Annotated in this window: 25 protein-coding genes and 1 pseudogene; 15 read left to right on the forward strand and 11 right to left on the reverse strand. The window is 72.3% G+C overall.

Annotated elements, in window-relative coordinates:
- Positions 1 to 131 precede the first annotated feature (131 nt).
- The gene (locus ACF08F_RS09150; protein ID WP_392297879.1) at positions 132 to 1883 is read left to right on the forward strand and encodes an FAD-dependent monooxygenase; all 1752 of its coding nucleotides are present in this window, start codon (positions 132 to 134) and stop codon (positions 1881 to 1883) included.
- A 258-nt stretch (positions 1884 to 2141) separates the two neighbouring features.
- On the opposite strand, the pseudogene ACF08F_RS09155 reads toward ACF08F_RS09150, so the two are convergent.
- Both ACF08F_RS09155 and ACF08F_RS09160 read right to left on the reverse strand, forming a co-directional pair.
- A pseudogene (locus ACF08F_RS09155) lies at positions 2142 to 2229 on the reverse strand.
- Positions 2230 to 2265: 36 nt separating this feature from the next.
- The gene (locus ACF08F_RS09160; protein ID WP_392297880.1) at positions 2266 to 3000 is read right to left on the reverse strand and encodes a hypothetical protein; all 735 of its coding nucleotides are present in this window, start codon (positions 2998 to 3000) and stop codon (positions 2266 to 2268) included.
- 159 nt (positions 3001 to 3159) lie between these two features.
- Between ACF08F_RS09160 and ACF08F_RS09165 the strand changes: the two genes are divergently transcribed.
- Both ACF08F_RS09165 and ACF08F_RS09170 read left to right on the forward strand, forming a co-directional pair.
- A complete protein-coding gene (locus ACF08F_RS09165; protein WP_392297881.1) occupies positions 3160 to 4245 on the forward strand; it encodes a hypothetical protein in 1086 nt (361 codons plus the stop codon).
- A gap of 123 nt (positions 4246 to 4368) precedes the next feature.
- Entirely contained in the window at positions 4369 to 5034 is a 666-nt protein-coding gene (locus tag ACF08F_RS09170) for a class I SAM-dependent methyltransferase (protein ID WP_392297882.1), read from the forward strand.
- 14 nt (positions 5035 to 5048) lie between these two features.
- Here the strand turns inward: ACF08F_RS09170 and ACF08F_RS09175 are convergent, their stop codons facing one another.
- Complete coding sequence (locus ACF08F_RS09175) at positions 5049 to 5576, reverse strand: NUDIX hydrolase family protein (protein WP_392298250.1); 528 nt, start codon at positions 5574 to 5576, stop codon at positions 5049 to 5051.
- A 203-nt stretch (positions 5577 to 5779) separates the two neighbouring features.
- Between ACF08F_RS09175 and ACF08F_RS09180 the strand changes: the two genes are divergently transcribed.
- Positions 5780 to 5953, forward strand: coding sequence for a CsbD family protein (locus tag ACF08F_RS09180; protein WP_392297883.1), 174 nt, complete (start codon positions 5780 to 5782; stop codon positions 5951 to 5953).
- A 156-nt stretch (positions 5954 to 6109) separates the two neighbouring features.
- Here the strand turns inward: ACF08F_RS09180 and ACF08F_RS09185 are convergent, their stop codons facing one another.
- Both ACF08F_RS09185 and ACF08F_RS09190 read right to left on the reverse strand, forming a co-directional pair.
- Positions 6110 to 7186 (reverse strand): SRPBCC family protein, encoded by a 1077-nt coding sequence (locus ACF08F_RS09185; protein ID WP_392297884.1) that lies wholly within the window; start codon positions 7184 to 7186, stop codon positions 6110 to 6112.
- Between the two features lie 3 nt (positions 7187 to 7189).
- Positions 7190 to 8122 (reverse strand): histone protein, encoded by a 933-nt coding sequence (locus ACF08F_RS09190; protein WP_392297885.1) that lies wholly within the window; start codon positions 8120 to 8122, stop codon positions 7190 to 7192.
- A 204-nt stretch (positions 8123 to 8326) separates the two neighbouring features.
- On the opposite strand from ACF08F_RS09190, the gene ACF08F_RS09195 reads away from it, so the two are divergent.
- The 8 genes from ACF08F_RS09195 (at position 8327) to ACF08F_RS09230 (ending at position 12213) form a co-directional block, all read left to right on the forward strand.
- The gene (locus ACF08F_RS09195) at positions 8327 to 8740 is read left to right on the forward strand and encodes a gas vesicle protein (RefSeq protein WP_392297886.1); all 414 of its coding nucleotides are present in this window, start codon (positions 8327 to 8329) and stop codon (positions 8738 to 8740) included.
- Between the two features lie 29 nt (positions 8741 to 8769).
- On the forward strand, positions 8770 to 9252 hold the full coding sequence (gene gvpJ / locus ACF08F_RS09200) for a gas vesicle protein GvpJ (protein ID WP_392297887.1): 483 nt from the start codon (positions 8770 to 8772) through the stop codon (positions 9250 to 9252).
- A gap of 3 nt (positions 9253 to 9255) precedes the next feature.
- Positions 9256 to 9966, forward strand: coding sequence for a GvpL/GvpF family gas vesicle protein (locus ACF08F_RS09205; protein WP_392297888.1), 711 nt, complete (start codon positions 9256 to 9258; stop codon positions 9964 to 9966).
- 99 nt (positions 9967 to 10065) lie between these two features.
- Positions 10066 to 10314, forward strand: a complete 249-nt coding sequence (locus tag ACF08F_RS09210; protein WP_392297889.1) for a gas vesicle protein GvpG — start codon at positions 10066 to 10068, stop codon at positions 10312 to 10314.
- Positions 10315 to 10332: 18 nt separating this feature from the next.
- Positions 10333 to 10767, forward strand: a complete 435-nt coding sequence (locus ACF08F_RS09215) for a gas vesicle protein (RefSeq protein ID WP_392297890.1) — start codon at positions 10333 to 10335, stop codon at positions 10765 to 10767.
- Positions 10764 to 11612 (forward strand): GvpL/GvpF family gas vesicle protein, encoded by an 849-nt coding sequence (locus ACF08F_RS09220; RefSeq protein ID WP_392297891.1) that lies wholly within the window; start codon positions 10764 to 10766, stop codon positions 11610 to 11612. Before ACF08F_RS09215 ends, ACF08F_RS09220 begins: the two co-directional genes overlap by 4 nt.
- A gap of 2 nt (positions 11613 to 11614) precedes the next feature.
- The gene (locus ACF08F_RS09225) at positions 11615 to 11824 is read left to right on the forward strand and encodes a gas vesicle protein (protein WP_392297892.1); all 210 of its coding nucleotides are present in this window, start codon (positions 11615 to 11617) and stop codon (positions 11822 to 11824) included.
- The gene (locus ACF08F_RS09230; RefSeq protein ID WP_392297893.1) at positions 11821 to 12213 is read left to right on the forward strand and encodes a gas vesicle protein K; all 393 of its coding nucleotides are present in this window, start codon (positions 11821 to 11823) and stop codon (positions 12211 to 12213) included. Before ACF08F_RS09225 ends, ACF08F_RS09230 begins: the two co-directional genes overlap by 4 nt.
- A 114-nt stretch (positions 12214 to 12327) precedes the next feature.
- Here the strand turns inward: ACF08F_RS09230 and ACF08F_RS09235 are convergent, their stop codons facing one another.
- The 4 genes from ACF08F_RS09235 to ACF08F_RS09250 form a co-directional block, all read right to left on the reverse strand.
- Complete coding sequence (locus ACF08F_RS09235; RefSeq protein WP_392297894.1) at positions 12328 to 12588, reverse strand: GlsB/YeaQ/YmgE family stress response membrane protein; 261 nt, start codon at positions 12586 to 12588, stop codon at positions 12328 to 12330.
- 97 nt (positions 12589 to 12685) lie between these two features.
- Complete coding sequence (locus ACF08F_RS09240) at positions 12686 to 12856, reverse strand: hypothetical protein (RefSeq protein ID WP_392297895.1); 171 nt, start codon at positions 12854 to 12856, stop codon at positions 12686 to 12688.
- A gap of 337 nt (positions 12857 to 13193) precedes the next feature.
- Positions 13194 to 14414, reverse strand: a complete 1221-nt coding sequence (locus tag ACF08F_RS09245) for a cation:proton antiporter (protein ID WP_392297896.1) — start codon at positions 14412 to 14414, stop codon at positions 13194 to 13196.
- A 123-nt stretch (positions 14415 to 14537) separates the two neighbouring features.
- Positions 14538 to 15578, reverse strand: a complete 1041-nt coding sequence (locus tag ACF08F_RS09250) for a GlxA family transcriptional regulator (RefSeq protein WP_392297897.1) — start codon at positions 15576 to 15578, stop codon at positions 14538 to 14540.
- 127 nt (positions 15579 to 15705) lie between these two features.
- Here ACF08F_RS09250 and ACF08F_RS09255 point away from each other — a divergent pair, with 127 nt between their 5' ends.
- A complete protein-coding gene (locus ACF08F_RS09255; RefSeq protein WP_392297898.1) occupies positions 15706 to 16629 on the forward strand; it encodes an NADP-dependent oxidoreductase in 924 nt (307 codons plus the stop codon).
- A 58-nt stretch (positions 16630 to 16687) separates the two neighbouring features.
- On the opposite strand, the gene ACF08F_RS09260 is transcribed toward ACF08F_RS09255, so the two are convergent.
- Entirely contained in the window at positions 16688 to 17068 is a 381-nt protein-coding gene (locus ACF08F_RS09260; RefSeq protein WP_392297899.1) for an FKBP-type peptidyl-prolyl cis-trans isomerase, read from the reverse strand.
- A gap of 327 nt (positions 17069 to 17395) precedes the next feature.
- Between ACF08F_RS09260 and ACF08F_RS09265 the strand changes: the two genes are divergently transcribed.
- Together ACF08F_RS09265 and ACF08F_RS09270 are read left to right on the forward strand one after the other, a co-directional pair.
- Positions 17396 to 18181 (forward strand): ATP-binding SpoIIE family protein phosphatase, encoded by a 786-nt coding sequence (locus ACF08F_RS09265; protein ID WP_392298251.1) that lies wholly within the window; start codon positions 17396 to 17398, stop codon positions 18179 to 18181.
- A gap of 330 nt (positions 18182 to 18511) precedes the next feature.
- Positions 18512 to 19723, forward strand: coding sequence for a glycosyltransferase (locus ACF08F_RS09270; RefSeq protein WP_392298252.1), 1212 nt, complete (start codon positions 18512 to 18514; stop codon positions 19721 to 19723).
- Between the two features lie 159 nt (positions 19724 to 19882).
- Here the strand turns inward: ACF08F_RS09270 and ACF08F_RS09275 are convergent, their stop codons facing one another.
- Positions 19883 to 25963 carry an RHS repeat-associated core domain-containing protein gene (locus ACF08F_RS09275; protein ID WP_392297900.1) on the reverse strand — a complete coding sequence of 2027 codons (6081 nt, stop codon included), beginning with the start codon at positions 25961 to 25963 and terminating at the stop codon, positions 19883 to 19885.
- Positions 25964 to 26013 lie beyond the last annotated feature (50 nt).

The raw sequence follows: 26013 nt of genomic DNA on the forward strand, positions 1-26013 counted from the left end.
GCCGACGGGACGGCGAGGGAGAGCGCGGACGCTCGGCTCGCCGCTCCCGCGCCGCCGGGTGACGATGGACGGTGGAGACGGCCGAGGGGGAGTACGGGACAGATCCGGGGGCCAGCCGCTGGGAGGCAGTCGTGGCGCGCACCCGCACGACCGACGTACTCGTCGTCGGCGCCGGTCCCGTGGGACTGAGCGCCGCCGCCGAACTCCGCCGCAGACGCGTCCGCTGCCGCCTGATCGACCGGCTGGCGGCCCCGCTCCCGTACGCCAAGGCGGTCGGGATCCAGCCGCGCACGCTGGAGATCTGGGACCGGATGGGCCTGGCCCGCACCGTCCTGGAGGCGGCGGTCGAGATGCGCGGCCAGCTGGTCTACGTCGACGGCCGGGAGCGGGCGCGGATCGAGCTCGCGCTGCCGCCGGAGGTGCCGTACCGCTTCGCCGCGCTCCCGCAGTACGCGACCGAGCACCTCCTGGAGGAGTACGTCGCCGGCCTGGGCACGACGGTCGAGCGCGGCACCGAACTGCTGTCGTTCACCCAGGACCCGGACGGGGTCACCGCCGTCCTCCGCACCGCCGCCGGCGCCGAGGAGGAGACCCGGGTGGGGTATCTGATCGGCTGCGACGGCGCCCACAGCACCGTCCGCAAGCAACTGGGCCTCACCTTCGAAGGCGGGGCCTTCCCCGAGGAGTACATGCTGGCCGACGTCGAGGCCGACTGGGACCTGCCGTACGGGTACGGCGTACGGTCCAGCCACCTCGCCGACGACGGGACCACCGACGACCTGCTCGTCTGCATCCCGCTGCCCGGGACGGGGCGCTACCGCATGTCGATGCTGGTCCCGCCCGAACTCTCCACGAACGGCGCGGGCGCGGCAGGCACGGGGGGCCCGGACGGACAGGCCGGTCGCGACACCCGGCCGAGGGGCGACCGTGTGGCCCATGGCCTGGAGGCGGGACGGGCCCCGGAACTGTCCCACATCCAGGCCGTCGTGGACCGCCTCGCCCCCAAGCCGGCCACCCTTTCCCGGATGCGCTGGTCCTCCGTCTTCCGGATCAGCCACCGGATCGTCGACCGCTACGGCGACGGCCGGGCGTTCGTCGCGGGCGACGCCGCCCACATCCACCCGCCCACCGGCGCGCAGGGCATGAACACGGGGATCCAGGACGCGTGCAACCTCGCCTGGAAACTCGCGCTGGTGTGCCGTGAGGAGGCGGGCCCCGCCCTGCTCGCCAGTTACGACGCCGAGCGCCGCCCGGTCGGCGAGGAGGTCGTCGGCCGCACCGTGCGCCACGCCACCCGGGGCGTCGAGGCCGAGCCCGAGGACCAGCGGACGGTGATGCTCCGCGAGGCCCAACTGCTCGTCAGCTACCGGGGCGGTCCCCTCGCCCGCGGCACGCACGGACCGGCCGGAGCACCTCAGCCCGGCGACAGGGCCCCGGACTGCGGCGGCCTGACGGCGCCGGTCGCCGCGTACCCGCTGCGTCTCCTCGACGTCCTGCGGGGCCGCACGGAGCACGTCCTGATCCTGTACGGGGCCGACCCCGCCCAGCTGGCGGCGGCGGCGCTCTCCGGCGGGGTGGTGCGATGGCCCGACGGCGTACACGACCACCGCCCGCAGACCCTCGCCGTGCTCGCCCGCGAAGCGCCGCCGACGGGTCTGGACGGACTGGTCGCGGTCGCCGGATACCGCGACGCCGAGGGGGAGTTCGCCCGCCTGTACGCCCCCGACGGCCCGACGGGCTTCGTCGTCCGCCCGGACGGGCAGCTGGGCGCCCGCTTCCCGCTCGCCGTCGCCGCGACGGCCCTGCGCGACTACGTCGCGTCTCTGTCCGCGCCACCGGCCGACGCACCGGGCCCGGAAAACGGAGCGGGTCCGAGGGCGTAGCCTGCCCCCGGACCCTGTCGATGCCGCTCACATCACACGCCGGCACACTTGAGAACCCGGGTCATTCGTCATTGCGTCGCGTCCTGCCGTTGGACCACCGCCGATCGAGCTCGGCGGACCAGATTCGAACTGGCATTTCGACGCACCTGGGCCCGGGCCCGGTCGATCCGGCGATGAGCGGCGAATGCTGAGTCTGGAGCAATAGTCTGAGATTGACCGCGGTCTGCCTCTGCCTGGTTGGGCCATCCCGGCAGGAAGTGCCGGGAGGAGGACTCGAACCTCCACTGGAACCGCGGATGTCACGACAAGGCTCAGCTTCAGCTTTGCGCTCCTCGCGCACCCCGGCCGCGCTTCCGCGACCGGGGAGTCTGTGGTGTCCCCGCTACCCGAAGAGGTAGCCGAAGACGGCGTCGCCGACCCGCTGGTCGGTGACCTCGGCGCTGTTCGCCTCCTCACGGGCGAACTTCACCGCCTGCTGGAGCTTCTCCACCCGCTCCAGCAGCTCGTTGACCCGCCGGGCCGGCAGCGCGCCCGAGAACTTCACCGTGGTCCAGTAACCGACCGGCACGTCCTCGTAGTACACGTCGACCTGAGCCGGGTGCTTGTCCGTCGCCTCCGCCTTGACGTGGTTGCGCGGCACCTTCTTCGTACGGACCGTGCGGACGACATCCGTCTTCCACGCGTCCGTCGACGGGTCCTGCGTCCACGACTCGGCGGCGTCGAGGACGGGAAGCTTGCGGACGAAGGTGTTGATGTCCGTCAGCTGCTTCTCCAGGAACAGGAGGTACCCGACGGGCACCTGCCCCACGAGCACGCGTCCGTCGACCGTGATGTCGGCGCGGGCGTCGCAGTTCGCCCAGTCCTTGGTGGCCGTCACGTCGAAGAGCCGGGTCAGCGCCCGCGCGGTGTCGCGCAGCACGTCCTCGGCCTTCACCTGCACGAGCGTCGACTCGGGCGGCAGCTGCTCGCCCTCCTCGTCCTTCGGCTGGTAGGTACGGGAGATACCGGCGAGCAACGCGGGCTTCTGCAGGCCGTGATGCGCCGCCGTCAGGTCCTGGTGAGCGCGGGACTTGACGCCCTTCTCCACTGCGATGATCTGATTGAGTTTCGTTGCCACGTCGCCGACCTTAGTGCGCTGGACCGCATGGGTTCGAACGGTTTTTCACGATGCCGGTCGGCACCGCTCTGAGCTGCGGGAATGGGCCCCGCCGGGGTGTGCGATCATGCGGAGGCCCCGGGGAGGGGCAGGCAACGTACGGGGTGTGAGGGGTAGTTCGTGGGCAAGGACGGGGAGCGGGGCGGTTCGTCCGTACCGGACGAGGTGTGGGAGGAGTTCCTGCGCACCGCGGGCGACGGCGCGGGGGACGCGCCGAAGGAGCCGTCGGCGCGGGCCCGCGAGGTGGCGGGCCGGCTGCGGGCGGAGCCTGCGGAGCCGACACCCTGGCGTGCGCACACTCCCGTCCGGCCGCGGCGGAGGAAGGGCTGGTACGTCGCCGGGTTCCTGGCCTCGGTGGCCCTCCTCGTCGTCGCGGTGGACCCGGGAAACGTCGTCGGCTGGTCCGACGACAAGGGTGCGCCGCCCGAGCCCCTCGCGCAGGAGACACAACGACCGCAGGAGGCACCGGCCGAGGAACCGGCCGGGCGGGCCACGCTCGACGACCCGTTCCGCGGCTCCCCGGCGGCGCGCTGGGCGGACGGCACGGCGGGGATCACCGTCCCGGCGGCCGAGGCGACCGGGTGGATGACGAAGGCGGAGGTGCGGCGGGCGCTCGACCGGACGCGCGACTTCCTCGCGGCGTCCAACCTGGACCGCAGCGTCCTGCGGGGAGGACGTCCGGAGAAGGCGATCGCGCTGCTGAACCCGGACCAGGCGGACGTCAGCACCTTCGTGTCGACCGCGCTGAGCACACCCGACGAGGAGAACGACCCGCTGCTCCTCTTCAGCCGCTTCGACCCGGCGCAGGCGCGCCTGGTCGGAGACGTGGTGAAGACCCGTGGCCGGATCACGTTCCGGGAGGGGAAGCGCGGCGCCCTTGAGGTGACGGCCGACGTCACCTACGTCTACCCGGTCGCGCCGGCGGGCGGCGGCGACGAGGTCCGCCGCACGATCGTGCGGCGCGAGACCGTGGCGAGCTGGGACGACCCGGAGAAGGTGATCACCAAGAAGGGGACGTTCACCCTCCTCTCGTACAAGACCAGCATGACCAACGGCGGTTGCGGCGGGACGACCGGATACTTCAGGCCGGAGTTCGGCGGCGGGTCGGATCCGGCCACGGACAAGAGCCGGACGGTCGATCCCTACGACCGCAGCAAGGCGATGGGGAAGGGGCACGACGGCTGCGGGACCGCGACCCGGTCGTAGGGCGTGTCCCTCGGACCGAGCCGGGCTCGCGGGCCGGCCACAGTCGAGGGGCGCGCGGGCGCCGCGTTGCCGTTCCGGCAACAGAAGTGGCGCGAGCGGGGAACGGTCGGCGACGGTGGGTGCATGACCGACGACATCACAGCAACAGCGGCGCCCACCTCCGACGGATACCTCGGAGACCCGGCGGTACGGGCCGAGTGGGACAGCCGGTACGCCGACCGCCGGCAGCTCTGGAGCGGGCAGCCCAACGGCGCACTCGTGGCCGAGACCGCCGGGCTCACCCCCGGGCGCGTGCTCGACGTCGGGTGCGGCGAGGGAGCGGACGCCGTCTGGCTGGCGCGCGGCGGCTGGGACGTGACCGCGCTGGAGGTCTCGGGCGTGGCGCTGGAGCGGGCGGCCGGGCACGCGCGGGACGCGGGCGTCGACGTCCGCTGGGTGCACGCCACGCTGACGGACGCGGGACTCGCCCCGGCCTCCTTCGACCTGGTGTCGGCGCAGTACCCGGCCCTGCTGCGCACCCCCGATGCCTCGGCCGAGCGGGCCCTGATCGCGGCCGTCGCGCCCGGCGGCGTACTGCTGCTCGTCCACCACGCGGGGATGGAGACCCGGCAGGCGGACGAGAGCGGCTTCGACCCGGCCGACTACGTCTGGCCGTCGATGGTCACCGCCCTGCTCGGCGACGACTGGGCGGTGGAGGTGGACGAGCAGCGGCCGCGTGTCGTCCCCGACGGCGGCGCCGGCGCGCACCACGCCGACGACGTGGTGCTGCGCGCCCGCCGGCTGCGCTGAGTACCCGGGTGCTCTCAGTAGGTGTGGCCCACGTGCGCCAGGGCCTGCTTGAGGAGCACCCCGCGGCCGCCGGGCATCTCGCTCTGCACCGCCGGCGAGGCCGCCTCCTGCGGACTGAACCAGACCAGGTCCAGGGCGTCCTGACGGGGGCGGCAGTCGCCGGTCACGGGCACGATGTAGGCCAGGGACACGGCGTGCTGACGCGGGTCGTGGTACGGGGTGATGCCCGCCGTCGGGAAGTACTCGGCGACGGTGAAGGGCTGCAGGGAGGCGGGCACGCGCGGCAGCGCCACCGGACCGAGGTCCTTCTCCAGGTGGCGCAGCAGCGCGTCACGGACCCTCTCGTGCTGCATCACACGACCGGACACCAGGGTCCGGCTGATGGTCCCGTCCGCGCCGATCCGCAGGAGCAGCCCGATGCTCGTGACCTCGCCGCTGTCGTCCACGCGCACGGGTACCGCCTCGACGTACAGGATCGGCATCTGGGCCCGGGCCGTGTTCAGCTCGTCCGTGGACAGCCAGCCGGGCGTGGTCTCAGTCATGTCAGACATCGCTTGATCATACTTACCCGACGGCCATTTCGGCCCGGATCGCGTGTCTGCCGGGCGGGTGGGACTGATGTACGTCTCGTGTGCGAAGCCGCCCTCCGGACGCGCCGACTCCCTCGGCGACCGGCACCATTCTGGGCGAATTGTCGTGGTCTGGGCGGGTAGCGAGTCAGTAGTTCTACTGGGAGGTGACTGGGATGGCCGCAGGCAAGAAGGCCAAGAACATGGGCAAGACCGCCAAAGGCAAGGTGAAGGAGGCCACCGGCAAGGCCGTCGGCAACGAGAGCCTGGAGGCGAAGGGGCGCGCCGAGCAGGTCGCGGGCGATGCGAAGCAGGCCGCGCAGAAGGCGAAGGACGCCCTCAAGCACTGACCGGCGACGGCACGGAAGGCCGACGGCGAAAGCCGCCGGCCGCTTCGCGTCCCGGTGCCGTCGGCTCGCGGTGCCGTCGCGGCCGGGACGCGGAGGCGGCGGGCGTGACGACCCGACCGTGGCTGTGCGGACGCCACGGCCACGGGTCGGTGCGGCTCAGCGCCGGCGTCCTGCGGGGCGGCGCGGTTCGTCGTCGGCCTCCTCCTCGTACTCCTCTTCCTCCTGGTCGGCGTCCTCCTGGTCGGCGTCCTCCTCGTCGGCGTCCTCCTCGTCGGCGTCCTCCTGCTCGGCGTCCTCTTCCTCGGCGTCCTCTTCCTCGGGGTACTCCTCGTCCTGTTCTTCCTCCTCTTCCTCTCCTTCCTCTCCTTCCTCCTCCGTGCCCTCCTCGCCCTCCTCGGGTGGGGTCGACTCCTCGCCCTGTTCCTCTTCGAGGGCCTCCTCATGGGTGAGGACGACCTCGCCGTCTTCGATCTCCCCGCGCCAGCCGTCCGGCTCCTCGTCGGAGAGGGACACGTAGCGGCTGAAGTGCTTCAGGTCCAGACGCATGCGCCTGCCCTGGGCCCGCCAGATGTTGCCGGTCTTCTCGAAGAGTCCGGCCGGGTAGTACTCCACGACCAGCAGGATCCGCGTGAGGGAAGGCGCGAGTTCGTGGAAGCTGACGCAGCCGCGCGTGGTGCCCTTGGGGCCCTCCGAGGTCCAGACGATCCTCTCGTCCCGTATCTGTTCCTGGACCGAGGCCTTCCAACTTCGGGTGGACGGACCGACCTTGACCTTCCAGTCGCTGCTCGTGTCGTCACCCTGCGAGACGCTGCGCACGCCCTTGGCGAAGCTGCTGAAGTTCTCGTACTGCGTCCAGTGGTCGTAGGCGGTACGCAGCGGCACGCCGACATCGATGGTCTCGATGATGTTGATGGCCTTTGCGCCGCCCTTGCGGCTCTTCCCCTTGCCGCCGAGCAGTGCCGAGCCCGCGTCCTTGACCTTGTCCTTGATCCCGTCGACCGTATGGCCGATGACGGCCTTCGCGGGTGAGTCGCCCTGGAACAGGCGTCCACCGAGGTCCGCGAGGTGGCCGCCGTTCTCGGCGACGTCGTACAGCCCGTCCGTGAGATCGCCCAGTTTGTCCACGGCCTTGTCCGCGAGGTGGTCGGCCTGAGTGGCCAGGAACCCGGAGGCCTCTTCCATCAGTCGGTCGAACCCGGACCGGTCGCGGTCGGTCGCATCTTTGGTCGCCATGATTCACCTCCGCGCGGTCGGCTTGCGGCGCGCCGTCTTGGCGGCGGTGGTCTTCTTCGCCGCGGGCTTGGACGCCGGGGCGCGCCCCGGACTCTTCTTCGCCGTCGTCCTCTTCGCGGCAGGCTTCGACGCGGTCTTCTTGGCGGCGGTCTTCTTCGCGGCGGTCTTCTTGGCGGGAGCGCTGCGCTTCGTCGTGCCCGTCGCACGCTTCCCCGTCGTGCCGCCGGCCGTCTTCCGCGCCGGAGACTTCGTCGCGGAGGCCGAGGTCTTCTTGGCCGTGGACGTCTTCTTGGGTGTGGCCGTCTTGGAGGGGGCCTTCTTCCTGGCGGTCGGGGTCTTCCTCGCGGGAGCGGCCTTGCGGGCCGGGCTACGGCGCGGGGTCGCCTTGGGCGGAGACTCCGAAGAGGAACGGCGGGCGGATCGACGCCGAGCCGGCGGTTCCTCCGCTTCCTCTTCCTCCTCTTCCGCTTCGTCCTCGTCCGCCTCTTCCTCCTCGTCCTCCGGCTCTTCGAGCTCCTCTTCCTCCTCCTCGTCCTCGTAGGGCTCCTCGCCGTCCTCGGACTCCTCTTCGTAGCCGCCTTCCGCCTCGTCGTACTCCTCCTCGTCCCCGTCGCCGTCCTTGCCCTGTCCCAGGGCGAGCGTGCGCTCACGCAGCGAGTCGGCGAGGCCGGCCATCCGGCGGTTCGCGGTGGCCACGAGGGCCTTGCGCCCTGCGTCGAGCGCCTCCCCCTTGATCTGCTCGCCGATCTCGGCCACCTGCGGCATCTCGCTCAGCTTCTTCAGACCCTGCGTCGCGAGCTCGCGTGGGTCGAGGCCCATGCGGCGGCCGGCGGCGTAGGTGATCAGGGAGAAGGCCAGACGTCCCTTCTTCGCCCGCCCCAGTACGTAGCCCCCGGCGACCGCGGCCGCCAAGAGGATCTTGGTCGTGTCCTCCATGAGCTCTTCCCTTCGCCGGGTGCCCGCGGCCCCCCGCCGCTCGCACGGTTCATAACGGGGACTGCTCCGCCGGGCGCGAGATATGCATGGAAGAGCGAGACAGATCAGGAATGCCAGGATCATCAAGATCTCGTAGGAATAGGGCTGTTTGCCACGCGCAGGGCTGGGAAGCCGCACAAGTCAGTTCGCGAGGGGAGCAGGCTCATGGCCGCAGCAGAGCCGGGCCGCAGCCGGCGTCCTCCGTCAGACGAGGACACGGGCCACGAGGCGCGGGCCGCCAGGCCCGCCCGGAAGGCCGCGGCTCGCAAGACGCCGACGCGCAAGACGCCGACGCGCAAGACATCCGCGCGCCGCGGCAGGACAGGCGCGGCGGCGGCGATGCGCTCGGCGGCCGAGCAGCTCGCCGAGCTGCTGGGACGCGTCCCCGAATCGGTGTCGTCCCTCCGCCCCAGCGAGGACGGGTGGGAGGCGCAGGTCGAGGTGCTGGAGCTGGAGCGGATCCCCGACACCACCAGCATCCTGGCCAGTTACAAGGTCACCTTGGACGAGGAGGGCGAGCTGATCTCGTACGAGCGAACCCGGCGATACAGCAGGGGCATGATCGACCGGCCGACCTGACCGGGCCGGCCCCGCGAAGGGAAGCGGCCATGACCGTGGTGCCGCAAGGCGGAAGCAACGTCAGCAGAAGTACCGGCGGAGGCACGAGTCTCTACGACGTCCTGGAGCTGATCCTCGACCGTGGACTCGTCATCGATGTCTTCGTGCGCGTCTCACTCGTGGGCATCGAGATCCTGAAGATCGACGCACGGATCGTCGTCGCCAGTGTCGACACCTATCTGCGCTTCGCCGAAGCCTGCAACCGTCTCGACCTGGAATCGGGCAGAAAGGCTCCCGCGCAGCTGACCGACGTCGTCGGCAACGCGGTCGAGAGCGGTGCGCGCGGCAAGTCCAAGGGAGCCATCGGCGGTGTCGTGGAGGCGGTGACGCAGTCCCTCACCGGCAGGTCCGACGACGAGGAAGAGTCCGAGGAGGAGCCCGAGGAAGAGGCCGAGGAGCAGGAGGCGGAAGTGGAAGAGGCTCCCCGCCGCCGTCGGCCCGCCCGGCGCTCCGCGCACCGAGAGAGGGAGTAGACGATGTCGCTCTATGTGTACTCCGTCATCGCCGCCGCGCACCCCTGCCGCCTGGACGGCCTGATGGGCGTGGGCGCCGAGCCCGCGCCCGTACGCGCCGTCACCGCCGGGCCGCTCCGCGCGGTCGTCTCGGACATCGACGAGGGGATCCGGCCCAAACGCCGGGACCTCGCCGCCCACCAGGAGGTGCAGGAGCGGCTCATGGCCGACGGAACGACCCTTCCGCTCCAGTTCGGCTACACGGCCCCCGACGAGCGGGCGGTGACCCAGGTGCTCCTTGAACGCTCGGACGGCTATCTGGAGGCTCTGGAGCGCCTGCGTGGCTGCGCCGAGTACCAGGTGAAGGCCTCCCAGGACGAGGACACCCTCCTTCGGGAGGTCCTCCACGACTCCGACCGGGCCCGGCAGCTCAACGACCGGATCCGGGCCGGCGACGCCGACCCGAGGCTGCCGCTGGAGCTGGGGGAGATCGTCGCCGTGGACGTACGGGAGAGGCAGGAGAACCTGGCCGCCGGAGTGGTCGACGCGCTGCTCTCCCACGCGGCGGACCACCGCGTCCGCCCCCCGGGCGACGGCGACGTCCTCAGCATCTCCCTTCTCGTCCACGACGACCACAAGGACGCGCTCCTCCAGGCGCAGGCCCGTCTCGCCGAGAACACCGAGGGCGTCCACTTCCGCTTCACCGGACCGCTGCCCCCCTACAGCTTCGTGTAGCTGGGTGCGGGCTCGCCGGGATCGGGAGACGAAGCGCCACCAGGACAAGCGCCATAGGACAAGAAGCGTCATCGGGACACGAAGCGCCGAGGAGGATTCATGGGAATGCTGACCAACCTCCTGACCGCGCCGCTGCTGCCCGTACGGCTCGTGGCATGGGTGGCGCAGAGGGCCGTGGACCAGGCCAACGACGAGTACTACGACCCCGCCCCCGTCTACGCCGCCCTCGCCGAGCTCGAACGCAGGCTCCGGGACGGGGAGATCGACCCCGCCACCTTCGACCGACAGGAGGACGAACTCCTCGACCGTCTCGACGAGATCGCGCAATACCGACAGAACCTGCCATGACCCAGGAGGTCGGGCGCCGTGACTGACCCGCTTGCCCACCGGATCGCCCCACTGCCGTCCCGCGCGTCGCCGGCGGCGTACCCGCCGTCCTCGTCGGCCAGCCTGGCCGACATCCTCGAACGTGTCCTGGACAAGGGCATCGTGATCGCCGGAGACATCCGCATCAACCTCCTCGACATCGAGCTCCTGACCATCAAACTGCGGATCCTGATCGCCTCGGTGGACAAGGCCAAGGAGATGGGCATCGACTGGTGGGAACACGACCCCTCGCTCTCCTCCCGCCACAGCGGCGGCGCCCTCGCGGAAGAGAACCGCCGACTGCGAGCCGAGCTGGACGCCGTGCGCCGCGACCAGGCCGACGGCAGCCGCGCCGGCCCGGCCGAGGAGAGCTCGGAGCGTCGACACGACGAGTCAGGGCCCGCCGGCACCGAGAGGGAAAGGCGCGCACCATGAACGGCGAGCCGAGCCTCACCTACGTGTACGCCGTCGCCGACCCCACCCCCGAGCTCGGCGAGCCGCCGGCCGACCTGCGCGGGGTCGACGACGCCCCGGTCGCCCTCCTGCTCCCTGACCGGGCCGGACCCGCAGGCCCGGCATTCGTCGTCAGCCGGGTGTCCGCGGGCCACTGGGGAGCAGAAGTCCTCAGATCCCGCTTCGAGGACCTCGACTGGCTGGACGGCACCGCCAGAGCCCACCACCACGTCATCCAGGCCCTCATGGACCGCACCACCGTCCTGCCCCTGCGGCTCGCCACCCTCTACCAGGACGACGACCGCGCCCGGGAGGCCCTGCGCGATCAGCGCGAGGTCTTCGCGGCCCGGCTCGCCCTCCTCGCCCACCACACCGAGTACGGCGTCAAGGTCTACGTCGCCGCCGACGACACCCCACGGTCCCGTGCCGACGACCCCGCCCACCACGGTGGCGCCCCGGCCGCCCAGAGCCCGGGCAAGGCCTACCTCCAGGCCCGGCGAGCCCAGCACCACGCCCGCGAGGAGCGCTATCTGCGGGCCCGGCGAGCGGTGGAGCGCATCGCCGCCACGGCGGCGCAGCACGCCACCCACGTCGTCCGCCATCCCGCGCAGTCCGGTCCGCTCAGCCCCCGCGAGAACGGCGAGAACGTCCTCAACGACGCCTATCTCGTCCCCGACGACCGGGTCGAGGCCTTCCGTTCCGCTCTCCGACAGGTCGGCCAGGACCTGACCGGCGTCCGCGTCGAAGTCACCGGCCCCTGGGCGCCGTACTCCTTCGCCATGCCGGCGAGCCCGCCCACCGACACGGCCGCACCCCCAGGGCCGTGATCATGACCCTCAGCGAACGGGAGGAGCCGCTCCCCGGCCGGCAGGTCGCCCTCGTGGACCTCCTCGACCGGCTTCTGGCCGGTGGCGTCGTCCTCACCGGCGACATCGTCCTCTCCGTCGCCGACATCGACCTCGTACGCATCTCCCTGCGCGCCCTCATCACCTCCGTCACGACCTCCGACGACCCCTTCGCACCCGAGGACCCGCCATGAGCACGGAGCACCCCACGCGACCGCCGCAGCCCGAGCCGGACGCCACCGGTTTCGAAGACGCCTTCCGGCTCCTCCGGGCGCCTCCCGCCGCGCCGGGGGAGCACCTGCCCGCGGCCCATCGCATCCGCACCGACCCCGAGGCCGTCGGAGAGGACCTCCTCAAGCTGGTCCTCACCGTCGTCGAGCTCCTGCGGCAGCTCATCGAACGCCAGGCCCTGCGCCGCGTCGACTCGGGCGACCTGACCGAGGAGCAGGAGGAGGAACTCGGAGCCACCCTCCTCGCCCTGCACGACCGCATGACCGACCTGTGCGTCCAGCACGGTTACACCCTGGAGGACCTCAACCTGGACCTCGGCCCCCTCGGCCCGCTGCTGCCGCCCGCCCGCTGACAGAAAACTCCGTCCGAGACCCGCAGGTCTCGGACGGAGGAGGAGTCTCGGACGGAGGGGGATTCTCGGACGGAAGAGGAGGGCGAGCGCGTCACCTGTGCCGTGTCGAGCACGTCACCTGTGTCGTGTGAACAGGCGATAGACCGCCAGGAGGATGAGCGCCCCGACGATCGCCGCGATCCAGGTGGACAACTCGAAGAAGCCGTCGACGGAATCGACGCCGAAGATGACCTTGCCGAGCCATCCGCCGAGCAGGCCGCCGGCGATACCGATGAGCGTGGTGACGATGATGCCGCCCGGGTCCTTTCCGGGCATCAGCCACTTGGCGATGATGCCGGCGAGAAGTCCGAGGAGGATCCAAGCGAGTATTCCCATGATTCCTTCTGTCTCGCGATGCGAATGGGTAGGTCGACGAAAGGCGGTGTTCTCGGCTTGTGAACCCGGGGACAGGTCAGGAAATCCCCAGGACAGGTCAGGAAAGCTTGTCCTTCGCCTTCTCCTTCATGTGGCGGGCCTTACCGCGTGCGTGCAGCGCCCCGCCCTTGGCCGCCAGCTTCTCGTTTCCCAGGGCGTGCGCGGACTTCCTGACGGCTGTGCCCGCCACCTCTTCCATCTGTGCCTTCGCCTTTTCCCAGGTGCTCATGTCTCGTCCTTTCGCAGGTCCAGGCCCGGCATCCGCCTAAGCCCTGCGCCGAACAGCCGTCGGCAGCACGGCGTGGAAGGCGCGTCGGAACGCCATGCGCACGCCCCAACCCATGAGCCGGAGCTCCCATTTCGTCACCCGCACCAGGAATCGACGGCCGAGAGCCGACGGAGTCCACCGGGCAAACATCCGAGGTCTGCGCCAACGGTGACCGTGGCGGCTCGTGCCGAATTTCACCGGTATCTCCTCCCGAGCGCAGAGTGGCGAACAGCAGCGTTCCGGAATGGGGTTTATTCCTTACGTCGTCTGCTACTTCTTCTGCACAATCGATTCGATTTCAAACGTCGGCACCGGCATCGACTCGCCGGGCGTAGAAGCGGCCGGTCGGTTCGGCCGTCAGTCCGTGCAGCACGATGCTGACCATGACCGTGATCACCATGACCCGGGAGATGAAGTCACCGCCTCCGGCGGGGGGCAGCTCGATGGTGGCGAGGAGGCCGAAGACCACCGTGGTCGCTCCTCGGGGCCCCATCCACCCGAGGAACAGTCGGTCCGACAGGGACAGATCCGTACCGATCAGGGCGAGCAGCACCGGCACGAGGCGCACCAGGGTGACGGCGAGGACGGCGTAGAGGACGACGGAGAGGTGGAAGCCGTCCCAGAACACGTCGGTGACCATCTGACCGAAGAGGAACCACAGGGCGAGCGTCAGCAGTGTCGTCAGGTCGTCGGTCATCCGCACGGCACCCTCAGGGAGATGACGCAGGGCCGGGGCGATGCAGACCCCGGACACGAAGGAGGCGACGAAGCCGTTGCCGCCGAGGGACACGGACAGGGTGTACGCGGCGATCGGCACGCTCAGCACCGCGAGCCGTGCCGCGGCGGGCAGCGTCCAGCCCCTCGCCCAGGACCGGCGCAGCAGCTGTCCCGCCCCCCAGCCGACGAGCGCGCCCGCCCCGAGGGCCCAGCCCGCGGCTCCGACGGCGGTGAGGAGGGCCTCGGCGTAGTCGCCGCCGGCCGTGCGGGACGCGGCGGCGCCGGCGACGCAGAGCAGGAAGAGCGGTGAGATGACGCCGTCGTTCAGGCCGCCCTCGACGTTGAGCACGTCCCGCAGGCGGGCGGGGACGCGGCTGTCCCTGACCAGGGCCCCGGCGAGCGACAGGTCGAGCGGGACGACGACGGTCGCCAGTACCGCCAGGACCCATCCGGGCTGGTCGGGGAAGAAGGCGAGTGCGGCCAGGAAGGCGGCGCCCAGGGTCAGCGGCAGCCCGATCCCCAGCAGACGGGCGACGACGGTCCTCTCCCGGCGGATCACGCCGGCCGGCACCTCGGTCGCGTCGACGAAGAGCAGCAGAGCGACGACGAACTCCACCGAGGCCTCGAAGCCGCCGAGGTCCCCGAAGTCGAAGGTGAGCGGCGGGTCGGAGCCGCTGGTGAGGGCGATGCCCGCCAGCATCATGGCGATCGGTGCGGTGATGCTCCATCGCGCGAGCCGGTACGACAGGACGCACCACAAGAACAGGATGCCCGCGATGACGGTGCCGGCAGACAAGACCATCCGCGCTTTCGGAGGGGATCGCTGACAGGGGCAGCGTAAGCCGGGGCCGCGCGGGGCCGGCGCCGACACGTGCGGGCACGCCGGCGGCGGCCGCACGTGCCCTCCGTCAGCGAGGCGGGCGGATCACGCTCGGCCGGGAGTGGGCGGGGCCGTCGTGCCGAAGGCGCGGCGATAGGCGGCCGGCGAGGTGCCGAAGGCCGTACGCATGTGGGCGCGCAGGGAGTTCCCGGAGCCGAGGCCGGCGCGGTGGGCCACGAGGTCGACGGGCAGATCGGTCGTCTCGAGGAGCTGCTTGGCCAGTTCCAGACGCTGCGCCGTGAGCCACTGCACGGGGGTCATGCCGACCTCGTCCCGGAAGCGGCGGGTGAAGGACCGCAGGCTCATCCGCGCGTGCTCGGCCAGCCGGGCGAGGGTGAGCGGTTCCGCCAGGTGCTCCAGGGCCCAGGCGCGGGTTTCCGTGGTGCTGGCCAGGGTGGGCTCCGGGACGGGCCGGTCGATGAACTGGGCCTGTCCTCCGTCCCGCCACGGCGGCACGACACACATGCGGGCGGCGCGGTTCGCCGCCGCGGCACCGTGGTCGCGGCGGATCATGTGCAGGCACAGGTCGACACCCGCGGCCACGCCCGCGGAGGTGAGGACGTCACCGTCGTCCACGAAGAGCACGTCCTCGTCGACCTTGACGCGGGGGTAGGCCCGGCGGAACTCGGGCGCCAGGTTCCAGTGCGTGGTGGCGGGCCGGCCGTCGAGGAGGCCGGCGGCGGCCAGCACGTACGACCCCGTGCAGATGGACACCAGACGGGTGCCGGGCCGGATGCCGGCGATGGCCGCGGCGACCTCGGGCGGGAGCGGGCCGCCGGTCCCCAGCTCGGGCATGGCGTGCGTGGGCGGGAGGACGACGGTGTCGGCGGCGGCGAGGGCCTCGGGACCGGCGGCGGGCTGCACGGTGAACCCGGCGTCGCTGAGGACGGGGGCGCCGTCGGCCGTACAGATCGTGACCTCGTACAGGGGCCGGCCCTCCGCGTCGTCGACGCAGCCGAAGACCCGGGAGGGGATGCCGAGCTCGAACGGCGGCACTCCGGGCAGTGCGAGCACGGCGACCCGGTGCGGCGCCGCCTGCGCCTCCGCGTGGCTGTCCGTCGTCATCCGGCCGATCGTTTCGCTCATGGCCAGATCCTGTCACATGCTGGCCGAACGGCCAATACCGCGGGGGATCGGCGTACCGGATGGTGGACACATCGCCGCCGGAACGGTTCCGGGGGCGCGCCGATCGAGACGGAAACGAGGCGGACACATGCGTGCGGTGGTCGTGGAGCAGTGGGGCGGACCCGAGAACCTGGTGGAGCGCGAGACGGAGCGCCCCGAGCCCGGCCTGAACGAGGTCCTGGTCCGGGTCCACGCGGCCGGAGTGAACCCCGTGGACTGGAAGACCCGCGCGGGCGGGGCCCTCATCGAGTGGGGCGAGGTCCCGGCCGTCGGGTGGGACGTGTCCGGCACGGTGGAGGCCGTGGGCCCGGGGGTGGGGATCTTCCGCCCCGGCGACGAGGTCTTCGGCATGCCGCTGTTCCCGCGGCAGGTGGGCGGGTACGCCGAGTACGTCGTGGCCCCGGCGCGGCACCTCGCCCCCAAGCCCGCCTCCCTGACCCACGTCGAGGCCGCCGCGCTGCCGCTGGCGGCGCTCACCGCCTGGCAGGCCCTCGTCGACACGGCGGACGTCCGCCCCGGGGAGCGGGTGCTGGTGCACGCCGCGGCCGGAGGGGTGGGCCACTTCGCCGTGCAGATCGCCAAGGCGCGCGGCGCGTACGTGATCGGGACCGCGAGCGCCGCCAAGCACGACCTGGTGCGGGAGCTGGGCGCGGACGAGGTGATCGACTACCGCGAGGCGCGCTTCGAGGACGTCGTCGCGGGCGTGGACGTCGTCCTCGACGGCCTCGGCGGGGAGACGGCCCGGCGCTCCCTCGCGGTACTCCGCGAGGGCGGCAGACTGATCACCCTGCCGGGACCGGACGACGTCCCCGCAGCCCCGGACGGCGTGCGGGCGGCCTGGGTCCTGGTCGAGCCCGACCACCTCGGCCTGCGGGAGATCGCGGCGCTCGTGGAGCAGGGCAGGCTGAGGCCGGTGGTCGACACCGTCCTGCCGCTCGCCGAGGCCGCGAAGGCCCACGAGATCGGCGAGCGCGGCCGCACGACCGGGAAGATCGTCCTGACGGTCGCGTGACCAGGTGGTCCGGTGGTCCTGGGGTCCTGGGGTCCGGGGTTTCCGTCGCCCCCGTGCCTCAGGTGGCGACGGAGAGCAGGTCCACCACGAAGACCAGGGTCGAACCCGCCGGGATCAAGGGCGAGGGCGACTGCTTGCCGTAGCCGAGGCGCGGGGGAACGACGATCTCGCGCCGGCCGCCGACCTTCATCCCCCGCACCCCCCGGTCCCAGCCCTTGATGACCCGCCCGCCGCCCACGGCGAACTTGAACGGCTGGTCCCGGCCCCAGGAGGAGTCGAACTCCTTCCCGGACGCGAAGGTGACACCGACGTAGTGCACCCGGACCACCGTGCCCGGCTTCGCCTCGGCCCCGTCCCCGACGACCAGGTCCCGGACGGTCAGCTCGGTGGGAGCATCCCCTTCCGGAACGTCGACACGGGGTTTCGTCAGTTCGCTCATCGCCGCCTCATCGCTCTCCGCCGGAAGCGCTCTCTCACGGACCTGCCGGACCCCTGGAGCATAGGCAATCGGCCAGAGCACGGCGTTCACCCGGCACCCGGCACCCGGCACCCGGCCACCGGCTGTCGCCGGCGGCCGGATGCCTCGTGGACGTGCGGATCAGCCCTGGAACGGGCCCGCCTGCACGACGCGGACCGCGACCGGGCCACCGAGCTGCAACGCGGGCTCCTGCCACGCGAACTGCCCAGCCTGCCGACCCTCACCGCCGCGGCCCGCTGCCTGCCGGCGGGGGAGGCCACGGACGTCGGCGGCGACTGGTACGACGTCCTGGCGCTTTCGTCCGGCCGGGTCGCGCTCGTGATCGGCGACGTCATGGGACACGGGCTGGCGGAGGCCGCGACCATGGGACGCCTCAGAATCGCCGTGCGCACGCTCGCCGACCTCGAACTCGCCCCGGACGACCTGCTGGTGCACCTGAACGACCTCGTCTCCGACCTGGGCGAGGACCTGTACGCGACGTGCCTGTACGCGGTGTACGACCCCACGGACGCCGGCTGCACCTTCGCGTCGGCGGGCCACCCGCCGCCCGTTCTCGTGGACCCGTCCGGCACGGCACGCTTCGTCGACCTGGAGCCGAACTCCCCCCTCGGAGGGGCCGAGCCGCCGTTCGAGACGAGTCGGCTGCACGTACCCGACGGCAGCCTGCTCGTCCTCTACACGGACGGACTCGCCGAGACGTCGGTGCGGCCCATGAGCCAGGGGCTGGAGCTGCTCCGAACCACCCTCGACGAGGCGCTGGCACACGAACCGTGGCACCTGGACGAGCTCGTGACGGTCACGGAGCTGATCGTGAGCGAGCTGGTCACGAACGCGGTGCGGTACGGGCGCGGCCCCATCAGGCTCCGTCTCCTGCGCAGCGACGCACTGGTCTGCGAGGTGTCGGACGGCAGCCTCACCACACCCCACGTCCGCCGGGCCGCCGAGACCGACGAGGGAGGACGGGGACTCCAGCTGGTGACGGCACTCTCGGACCGCTGGGGCGCCCGGTACGAGACGGCGGGCAAGTACGTCTGGACCGAGCAGCAGCTCCCCGGGGCGGCGGCCACCGGCTGAGCGGGAGCGCGCCGCCGGTCCGGATCCCTGTCCTGCGTGTCCGCCGGAGAGGGTGGAAGGACGGCAGCGCGCTGGAAGGCTTGTGCGGGGAGGCGGGGCCGTCCGGTCGTCAGGGGCCGGCGGCCCGGCCACACCGGGTCCGCTCGTGGTTCGCGCCCGCCCGAGCGGGTGGATCCGACGCGCGGTCCGTGGCCCGTGAGGGGGGCCGCGGACCGCGCCCCGAGGTCTCGTGACGCGGACCCGAGCGGCGGACGCCGCCGGGCGGTACGGGCAGGCCTTCTGTGGTGACGCGGTCGGCTGGGGCACACTGGCGGCGTGCGCATCGTGATGATGACGGCGGGCTCGCGGGGTGACGTGGCGCCGTTCACGGGTCTCAGTGCCGGTCTCGTACGGGCCGGGCACGAGGTGACGCTGGCCGCGCACGGGCTGTTCGAGCCGCTCGTGGCGGGGTCCGGCGTGCGGTTCCGGCCGCTGCCGGTGGACCCCCGCGCCGAGCTGCACTCCGCGCGGGGCCGGCGGCTGCACGACGCGAGGACCGGTGCGGGCAAGCTCGTACGGCTGGCGTCCATGGCCCGGGGAGCGGTCGACGCGATGACGGCGGCCCTGGTGGACGTGGCGCGGGAGGGCGACGTCCTGCTGGTCAGCGGGTCGCTGGGGCCGCTCGGGTACGCCATCGCCGACGGCCTCGCGGTGCCGGCCATGGGCCTGCATCTCCAGCCGCTGCATCCGACCCGGGAGTTTCCCGCCCCGGTGCTGGGCACGCGGTCCCTCGGCCCGGTGGGGAACCGGCTCAGCGGACGGTTCGTCATGACGTCGGTCGAGCTGATGTTCACCGATGCCGTACGGTCCCTGCGGCGGCGGCACGGGCTCGTGACGGCGGGCCGTTCCCGGGCGCGGCACACGCCTTTGGTGCTGCACGGTTACAGCGAGCTCGTCGTCCCCCGGCCCCGGGACTGGCCCGCCGGGCTGGAGGTGTCCGGGTACTGGTGGCCGTACGAGACCGGGCGGCTGTCCCCGGAGCTCGAGGACTTCCTCGCCGCCGGGCCCCCACCGGTCTTCGTCGGCCTCGGCAGCGCCACCGTGCCCGACCCCGAACGGGTCAGCCGCGAGATCGTCACGGCCCTCCGCGCGGCGAACGTGCGCGGGATCGTCCAGCGGGGCTGGGCGGGACTGGGGGCCGGGGGCGACGACATCCTGACCGTCGACGAGGTCCCGCACTCCCTGCTGTTCCCCCGGACGGCCGCCGTCGTCCACCACGCGGGAGCGGGCACGACCGCCGCCGTCCTGCGGGCCGGGGTCCCCACCGTCCCGGTGCCGATCCAGTTCGACGCGGCGTTCTGGGCGTCCCGGCTGACCGCGCTGGGCACCGCCCCCGCGGCGGTGCCGCTGCGCCGTCTCACCTCCGAGTCCCTGGCCGGGGCCCTGCGCCGGGCGACGGAGGACGGCTCCCACCGCGCGCGTGCCCGCGCGCTGGCCGACCGCCTGGCCGTGGAGGACGGTGTCGCTCCGGTGCTCGCCGCGCTGTCCCGAACGGCGAACTGACCACCGGAAAAGCCCCGTTCGGGCGTCGGGACACGCTCGCACACGAGTCCCTGGTTCGACCAGCTCGACCGGAGCGTGTCCACCACAGGGCGACGTGGCCGCCATCGTCGCCCTGTGGTCGATCTGCCGGCTCGGCCACCCGCCCGTGCGCGGCGGCTGTCAGCGGAAGCTCCAGCCGAACTCCACCCCCGCCGACACCCGTGGGCCTCCGAACCCCCAGGACACCCCGGTGCCGCCGGTGAACGAGTCGTCGCGGTTCGACTTCGTGAGCGAGCCGTCGAGTCCGATGCCCAGGTGGCCGATGGTCGCCGAGAGGTCCTTGCTGATGGTCAGGGTCCCGGGTGGGTCGATGTCGCTCTCGCTGCCCTTGACGGTCTTCGCGACGCTGACGCCCGGCAGTCCCCAGCCGCCCGACAACTTCACGGAGACGCTTCCGCCGGGTCCCGAGGAGTCATGGCCGCTGCAGTACTCGAACCCGAAGCCGACGACGAACAGCGAGACGGAGAAGGACGTGCACTCCACGACGCTTCCCTGCATGTTCCGCCGGGCGGCCTCGCGACGTTCGGCGTCCTCGCGGGCGCGCCGCTGCTTCTCCGCCTCCTGACGGGCCTCCCGGTCGCGGTTGCGCATGGCCGCGCAGCCCGAACCCCGCTCCGAGCAGAGGTCCATGCGTCCGAAGACGCCGAGCTTCCGGTCCAGGGGGCTGTCGCAGCGGAGCGGCCCGAGGCAGCGGTGCCCGTCCCTCGACGACGGAGGCACGTTCTCGATCCTCAGCGGCGGACGGGTCAGGCCGGAGATGATGCAGCGGGCACCGCCGGGCGAGTCGACCAGTGCGCAGATCATCAGGCCCGTGCTGTCGTTGAAGCTGGCCGGGTTGTTGTTCGAGTAGGCGAAGCCGTTCAGGGACTGCGGGTCCATCGGATTGACCATCGGGTCGACCGACAGGAACTTGCCGGTCCCGGGGTCGTAGTCGCGGGCGCCGAGCCTCGTGAGCCCGGTGACGGCGTCCTCGGTACCGCCGACGAAGCCGCGGCGGCCCGGCAGCCCAGGCTGCGCGGCGTCCGGCCCGGCGGCGGCCTTCCGGGGAAGCCCGAACGGGTCGAGTCTCCGGCGGGTCGGCGCCAGGCTCGCCGCGTCGACGGCGAGGGTGCCCGTCCCGTGCAGATCGCTGACCTGATAGCTGAGGCGCGCGCCCACCCGGACGGCGATCGTGCGCTCCTTGCCGTCCGCGTAGTAACGGGTCCCGCTCAGCCGGCCGTCGGCGTCCGCGCGCAGTTCGCCGACCGGCAGGTGGAGGGAACGCCCGCCGGCGTCCCGGGTGATCAGGCGGACCCCCTCGGTGTCGTAGACGTACGAGGTCGTCCGCCCGTCCTGCTCCACGGAGGCCAGGTGGTCCTCCACGTCCCACGTGAGCTTCTGCGGTGTGCCGGAAGGGCCCGGCCGCACCGTGGTGGCCCCGGTGGGGCTGTACGCGTAGTCCTGAGTCCGCTCGTCGAGGGCCCCGGCACCGGGACTCGCGGCCGCCGTTCCCGACGGACCGGTCGTCGTCACCGACCGGACGGTGTGCGGCTGGGCCGAACCCGGCTCCGGGTAGTGGTAGGTCCGGAGCGTGTCGGCCGCGCCGGCGAGACCGTGCCGGGTCTCGGTGCGCCGGTTGCCCGCCGGGTCGTAGGTGAATCCGGCCCAGTAGGGTGCGGGCCCGCCGACGGTGCTCCCCGGCTCGCCCTCGCAGTCACCGGACGGCGTCCACGCCTCCTTCGTGCGCCGCAGGTGGTCATGGGCGAAGCACTGGGTATCCAGGCCGTCCGGAGCGTCGCTGCGGACCCGGGTCACGTTGCCGATCGGGTCGTACCCGTAGGTCGTCTCGTCGACCGTGAGCGAACCGCTCTCCCGCTCCGTCAGCGTGCGCTCCACCCTGCGCGTGCCGGGCTGGTAGTACGTGCTCTGCCACAGCGAGGCGCCCTCCGCGCCCTGGGACAGCCGCGCGGGCTCCCCGAAGGCCGTGTAGTGCATGTTCGTGACGTACTCGCCGGCCGTCGAGGTCAGCGACTTGAGGAGGCCGAGCGCGTCGTAGCGGTACACCAGGGTCTCCGCCGGCAGGTCGCCGACCCGGGGCATGCGCCTGCTGGCCAGGCTGCCGTCGGGGTTGTACGCGGTGACCGTCTCGTAGCTGCGCGGCAGCCCCGCCTCGGCCTCGGGCAGGGTCAACACCGTGCCGGTGGTCCGGTTCCCGGCGTCGTACCCGGTCACGAGGGTGCGATAGGCGCCGTCGCCGGTGTGGCGGACGGAGGAGGCGAGCAGGCCCTTGAGGGGGCGGCCGCTCGCATCGGGGACGGTGTCGTACGTCCACTCCGCGAGCAGCGGACCGGTCTCCGAGCCGGAACGGACGGCGGTCCGCCGGCCCAGGGCGTCGTAGGAGTGGACGGTCGTCTTCCCGCGCGAGTCGGTGCGGGTGCGCAGCTGCCCGGCGGCGTCGTAGGTCATCCGGGTGACGCCCTTGTCCGGGTCGTGGGTCTCGACGCGGTTGCCGGCCAGGTCGTACACGTACCGCAGGATGTTCCCCCCGGCGTCGGTGACCGTCTCGGTCTCGCCGCCCTTGGCGTAGGTGTAGGCGGTGGCGTCGTGGGCGCCGAGTGGCTCGGCGCCGTGGAACTGCCGCAACTGGGTCGTGCGGCCCCTGGCGTCGGTGTAGGTGGACGTGGTGGTGCCGCCGTTCGGCGGGACGACCTCCGTGTGGTCCCCGTGGTGGCGGGTGACGGTCCGCCACTCGCGGCCGGGAGTCCTGGCGACCGAGGCGGTCACCCGCTCGGCGCCGTCGTACTCGGTGAGCACCTGTGACGGCACCGCGATGGGGTCGGCCTGGACCAGGTCGGGGCCGTGCTGTCCGGTCGTGTTGTACGGCTTGTTGGTGAGCACGGCGAGCCCGCGCGAGTCGTATCGGGTGTCGGTGACGACCCGGCCGCCGCCCCAGGCCGGCTTCTGCGTCTGACGAGGCCGCAGCAGACCGTCGAACAGGGCGACCTCCGAGACGTAGTCCCCGGAGCCGACGAGCTTCTCCGTGGTGACGGCGCTCGCCCCGTCCTTGCGCAGGAGGTACCGGAATCGCGTGTGCGGCTCCTCGGAGGCCTGGGACCGGCCCGGTTTCCACACCGCGTCCAGCCGGCCCAGCGGGTCGTGCGACAGATCGGTGCGGCGGCCGTTGGCATCGGTCACGGTCTGCGGCTCGCCCCACTCCACCCGCAGCGCGGTGGTGGTCGTGTGGCCCAGCGGATCGGTGACGGTGGTGCTGAGCGCCGGCCCGGTCGCCGGGGTGTGGACGGTGGTGGTCCGCCGGCCGAGCGCGTCGGTGGTCTCCACCGCCCGGCCGTGGACGTCGTGCCGCGCCTGCTCCCTGACGGCGTACTCGGGAGCACCGTCGCGGTACGACACGACCCGCTCGGTCCTGGTCGGGTCACCGGCGGTCGGCGGGGCACCGAACGCGCCTCCGTCGAAGAAGGTGCGCTCGTCCGACACGGCGTGCTCGGGGTAGCGGGCGGGTGTACCGCACGAGACGGCCACCGTCTCGGTACGGCTCACCAGCGACAGCAGCCAGCTCGTGGTGTTGCGGGCGTAACTCGTGCGCACGCAGAGGTCGTCGGCGGCCGTCGTGGTGTCCCCGAGGTCGTCGGTCTCGGAGAGCAGCCCGTGCTCGTCGTGGCGGGCGTGCCGTTCCGTACGCCGCCACCGGCCCTCGTCGAGCGCCGTCTTGGTGACCACCCGGCTCGGCCGGACCATCGCCGCGATCCGGCTGCCGCGGCTCGCGGTCTGCTTGCGCCAGGCGTCCGTGATCACGTCCGTGACCACCGGGCCGCCCGGTCCCCGGCGGGTGATCTCGCCGCGAAGGAAGCCCTGGAGGCCTTCGGCGTCCTCGACCAGGCGGCCGTCCGTGTCCTCCAGCTGCACGGGCGGCTTGGTGCCCCCGGCCGGGTTGAGCCGGTCTCCGTGCATGCCCCGGAAGTAGCGGTACTCCTTCTCCGTGCGCGTCACGTCCGGATCCGTCGGGTCCCCCTTGCGCTCCAGCACCTTGCCGTAGCCCCGCCACTGGGACCACGTCCGGCGCTCCCGCGGGACCAGTTCGTTGTCGTTGTAGCGCCACGCACCGCCGTCGAGGTAGTCGTAGGTGGTCACCTGACTGGGCGCGCCACCGACCCGGTCCGTCTGCACGACCTGTGAGATGACGTACTTGTGGAACCAGTCGTCCCGCGCCTGTCCCTGTTCGTGCGCCCAGTGGACCGGGAAGCAGCGCAGTGTGTTGGTCTCGGCGGTGGGCAGGGCCGAGGCCTGGCAGTTCGCCGGTGCGTAGTCGAGCCTCAGCACACCGCCGGCCTCGTTGTGCACCGTGTGGAGGCGGAACTTGTTCAGCGGCGGAAGTCCGTCGGGGCTGGAGTCGACCCGGTTGGGCAGTGCCTCGCCGTGGAACTCGACGGGCGGCACGCTCGTGCGTCCGCCGGCCAGCCCCGTGTGCGTGACGTCGCTCAGCCACAGCGCCGGGCCGGTCTTGTCACCCGGAAGCGGGAAGAGGTGGTTCAGCGACCAGGAGTCGACGTCGGAGTAGCCGGAGCCGGCCCGGACCTGGGTGGTGACCTTGGCGAGCCGCTTGGTGGTCCAGAAGGTGGGCGCGTACTTCTCCGGGCATGTCGCGGCCGTCGCCGCGCAGTCCTGGTCCCAGGGCACGTCGGGATAGCTCTGGGGGGTGTGCTGCGCACAGTCCGCCTGCGGTGCGCACCGGTCGGCCGACTCGAAGAGGACACGGGCGGGTGCGGGTCCCTCGACGCCCTCCCTGGTGCCGTACTCGATCCGCTCCAGCTGACCGTTCCTGGTGTACTCGGCCTTCGCCTTGGCCATGTTCAGGCCGTAGGAGTTGGTCTCCTTGCCGTAGTGGTACGAGATCGTGCCGCCGTGCCGGTCGACGACGTGGTCGAGGTTCCACCGCCACGCCCGGGGGCACCACGAGGAGGCGAACGTGCCGGTGTGGCAGGGCTCGCCCGCGTCGTTGCCGAACACCGGCACCGTCCACGTGGAGCGGCGCTCCGGGCGGGACCCGAAGAAGTACTGGGTGCCGTCCGTCGTGGTCACCTTCCAGTGCTCGCCGAACTTGTCGTCGTTGGGGGCACCGGTGAGCAGCTCGATCCTGGAGCCGTCGTCGTCCTTCGGCCGCCACGCGCCCGACCCGTCGTGGACGAACTCCGTCGCGCGGCCGCCGTTCATCATCGACACATGGTGGTCACCGGCCCAGCACAGGTCGGCGGTCTTCTTCCGTTCGTCGCTGATGTCGTGGGAGCAGGAGGCGAACGACCGCGTGATGTAGCCGGGCCAGAGGTCCCATCCCTCGCCGACCCAGGACGGCTGGTTGTTGGCGGAGGCGACCCGGCCGTCGACCGCGCCGGTCGAGTAGCTCAGGGCGACCGTGGGCTGGAGGCCGCCCGGGACCGGCGGCACGCGCATCGGGTAGGTCCAGCTGAACGTCCCGCTGTTCGTCGAGACCTGCCAAGTCGCCGACGGCGACAGAGGGGTGGCCTTGTAGTCGCCCGTCGCTCCCTCGGGCGCCGCCGCCAGCGCGAACCGGGTGGAGGGTCCGGAGAGGTCCAGCCGCGCCGCGACCCGGCCCGCCGCGAGGTCGTTGCGGGTGGGGACCGGTGTCAGCGTGCGGCACTCCGCGCGCCGCGGCGTCCGGGCCGCGCAGGCCGGGAGGGCGGCCAGCCGGAGCCGGGAGGCCCAGTCACCGCCGAACGCGTGACGGAACGAGGAGTAGTCCACTTCCACGGCCACCGAGGCGGAGTCGCCCCCACGGGCCGGCCTGCGCAGGTCGAACAGCAGCGCGGCGGGCAGTCCGGCCTCGACCGCCGTGGCCCGGGGGAGCACCGTGACGCCGATGCCGGCGGGCGAGGCCACGTCGAGCGCGGGGTCGACCCCGCCGATCCACACGGGAGTCCGGCCCGCCTGTACGAGGCCTGATGTCTGGTCCGCCGACCAGGCCGGCACGTCCACGTCCGCCGTCTCGGCCGCCGGCCAGGTCACCGAAGGAGTGCCCGTCGACTGGGCGGCGGCCGCGGGGTCGGCCGCGATCGGCTGCACCTTGACCGGGGTGACCTCGACCGGCGCGTCGTACTGCACGGGGCTGGGCGTCCCCCGGCGCGCCTTGTCCGGCCGCAACTGTTCGGCGTCCGCAGGCAGGGCGGCGAGCAGAGAACTCAGCAGCACGCCCGCCAGCACGGTCGCGCGGGCACGGTGCCGTGTCCACGGCCTGCCTC

Source organism: Streptomyces sp. NPDC015130 (assembly GCF_043080005.1).
Lineage (GTDB): Bacteria > Actinomycetota > Actinomycetes > Streptomycetales > Streptomycetaceae > Streptomyces.

Excerpts from the sequence above, each read along its gene's own strand:
- ACF08F_RS09170 (WP_392297882.1), top strand. The coding sequence starts at position 4,369 with ATGACCGACGACATCACAGCAACAGCGGCGCCCACCTCCGACGGATAC.
- ACF08F_RS09175 (WP_392298250.1), bottom strand. The coding sequence starts at position 5,576 with ATGACTGAGACCACGCCCGGCTGGCTGTCCACGGACGAGCTGAACACG.
- ACF08F_RS09180 (WP_392297883.1), top strand. The coding sequence starts at position 5,780 with ATGGCCGCAGGCAAGAAGGCCAAGAACATGGGCAAGACCGCCAAAGGC.
- ACF08F_RS09185 (WP_392297884.1), bottom strand. The coding sequence starts at position 7,186 with ATGGCGACCAAAGATGCGACCGACCGCGACCGGTCCGGGTTCGACCGA.
- ACF08F_RS09190 (WP_392297885.1), bottom strand. The coding sequence starts at position 8,122 with ATGGAGGACACGACCAAGATCCTCTTGGCGGCCGCGGTCGCCGGGGGC.
- ACF08F_RS09195 (WP_392297886.1), top strand. The coding sequence starts at position 8,327 with ATGGCCGCAGCAGAGCCGGGCCGCAGCCGGCGTCCTCCGTCAGACGAG.
- gvpJ (WP_392297887.1), top strand. The coding sequence starts at position 8,770 with ATGACCGTGGTGCCGCAAGGCGGAAGCAACGTCAGCAGAAGTACCGGC.
- ACF08F_RS09205 (WP_392297888.1), top strand. The coding sequence starts at position 9,256 with ATGTCGCTCTATGTGTACTCCGTCATCGCCGCCGCGCACCCCTGCCGC.
- ACF08F_RS09210 (WP_392297889.1), top strand. The coding sequence starts at position 10,066 with ATGGGAATGCTGACCAACCTCCTGACCGCGCCGCTGCTGCCCGTACGG.
- ACF08F_RS09220 (WP_392297891.1), top strand. The coding sequence starts at position 10,764 with ATGAACGGCGAGCCGAGCCTCACCTACGTGTACGCCGTCGCCGACCCC.
- ACF08F_RS09225 (WP_392297892.1), top strand. The coding sequence starts at position 11,615 with ATGACCCTCAGCGAACGGGAGGAGCCGCTCCCCGGCCGGCAGGTCGCC.
- ACF08F_RS09230 (WP_392297893.1), top strand. The coding sequence starts at position 11,821 with ATGAGCACGGAGCACCCCACGCGACCGCCGCAGCCCGAGCCGGACGCC.
- ACF08F_RS09235 (WP_392297894.1), bottom strand. The coding sequence starts at position 12,588 with ATGGGAATACTCGCTTGGATCCTCCTCGGACTTCTCGCCGGCATCATC.
- ACF08F_RS09240 (WP_392297895.1), bottom strand. The coding sequence starts at position 12,856 with ATGAGCACCTGGGAAAAGGCGAAGGCACAGATGGAAGAGGTGGCGGGC.
- ACF08F_RS09245 (WP_392297896.1), bottom strand. The coding sequence starts at position 14,414 with ATGGTCTTGTCTGCCGGCACCGTCATCGCGGGCATCCTGTTCTTGTGG.
- ACF08F_RS09250 (WP_392297897.1), bottom strand. The coding sequence starts at position 15,578 with ATGAGCGAAACGATCGGCCGGATGACGACGGACAGCCACGCGGAGGCG.
- ACF08F_RS09255 (WP_392297898.1), top strand. The coding sequence starts at position 15,706 with ATGCGTGCGGTGGTCGTGGAGCAGTGGGGCGGACCCGAGAACCTGGTG.
- ACF08F_RS09260 (WP_392297899.1), bottom strand. The coding sequence starts at position 17,068 with ATGAGCGAACTGACGAAACCCCGTGTCGACGTTCCGGAAGGGGATGCT.
- ACF08F_RS09270 (WP_392298252.1), top strand. The coding sequence starts at position 18,512 with ATGACGGCGGGCTCGCGGGGTGACGTGGCGCCGTTCACGGGTCTCAGT.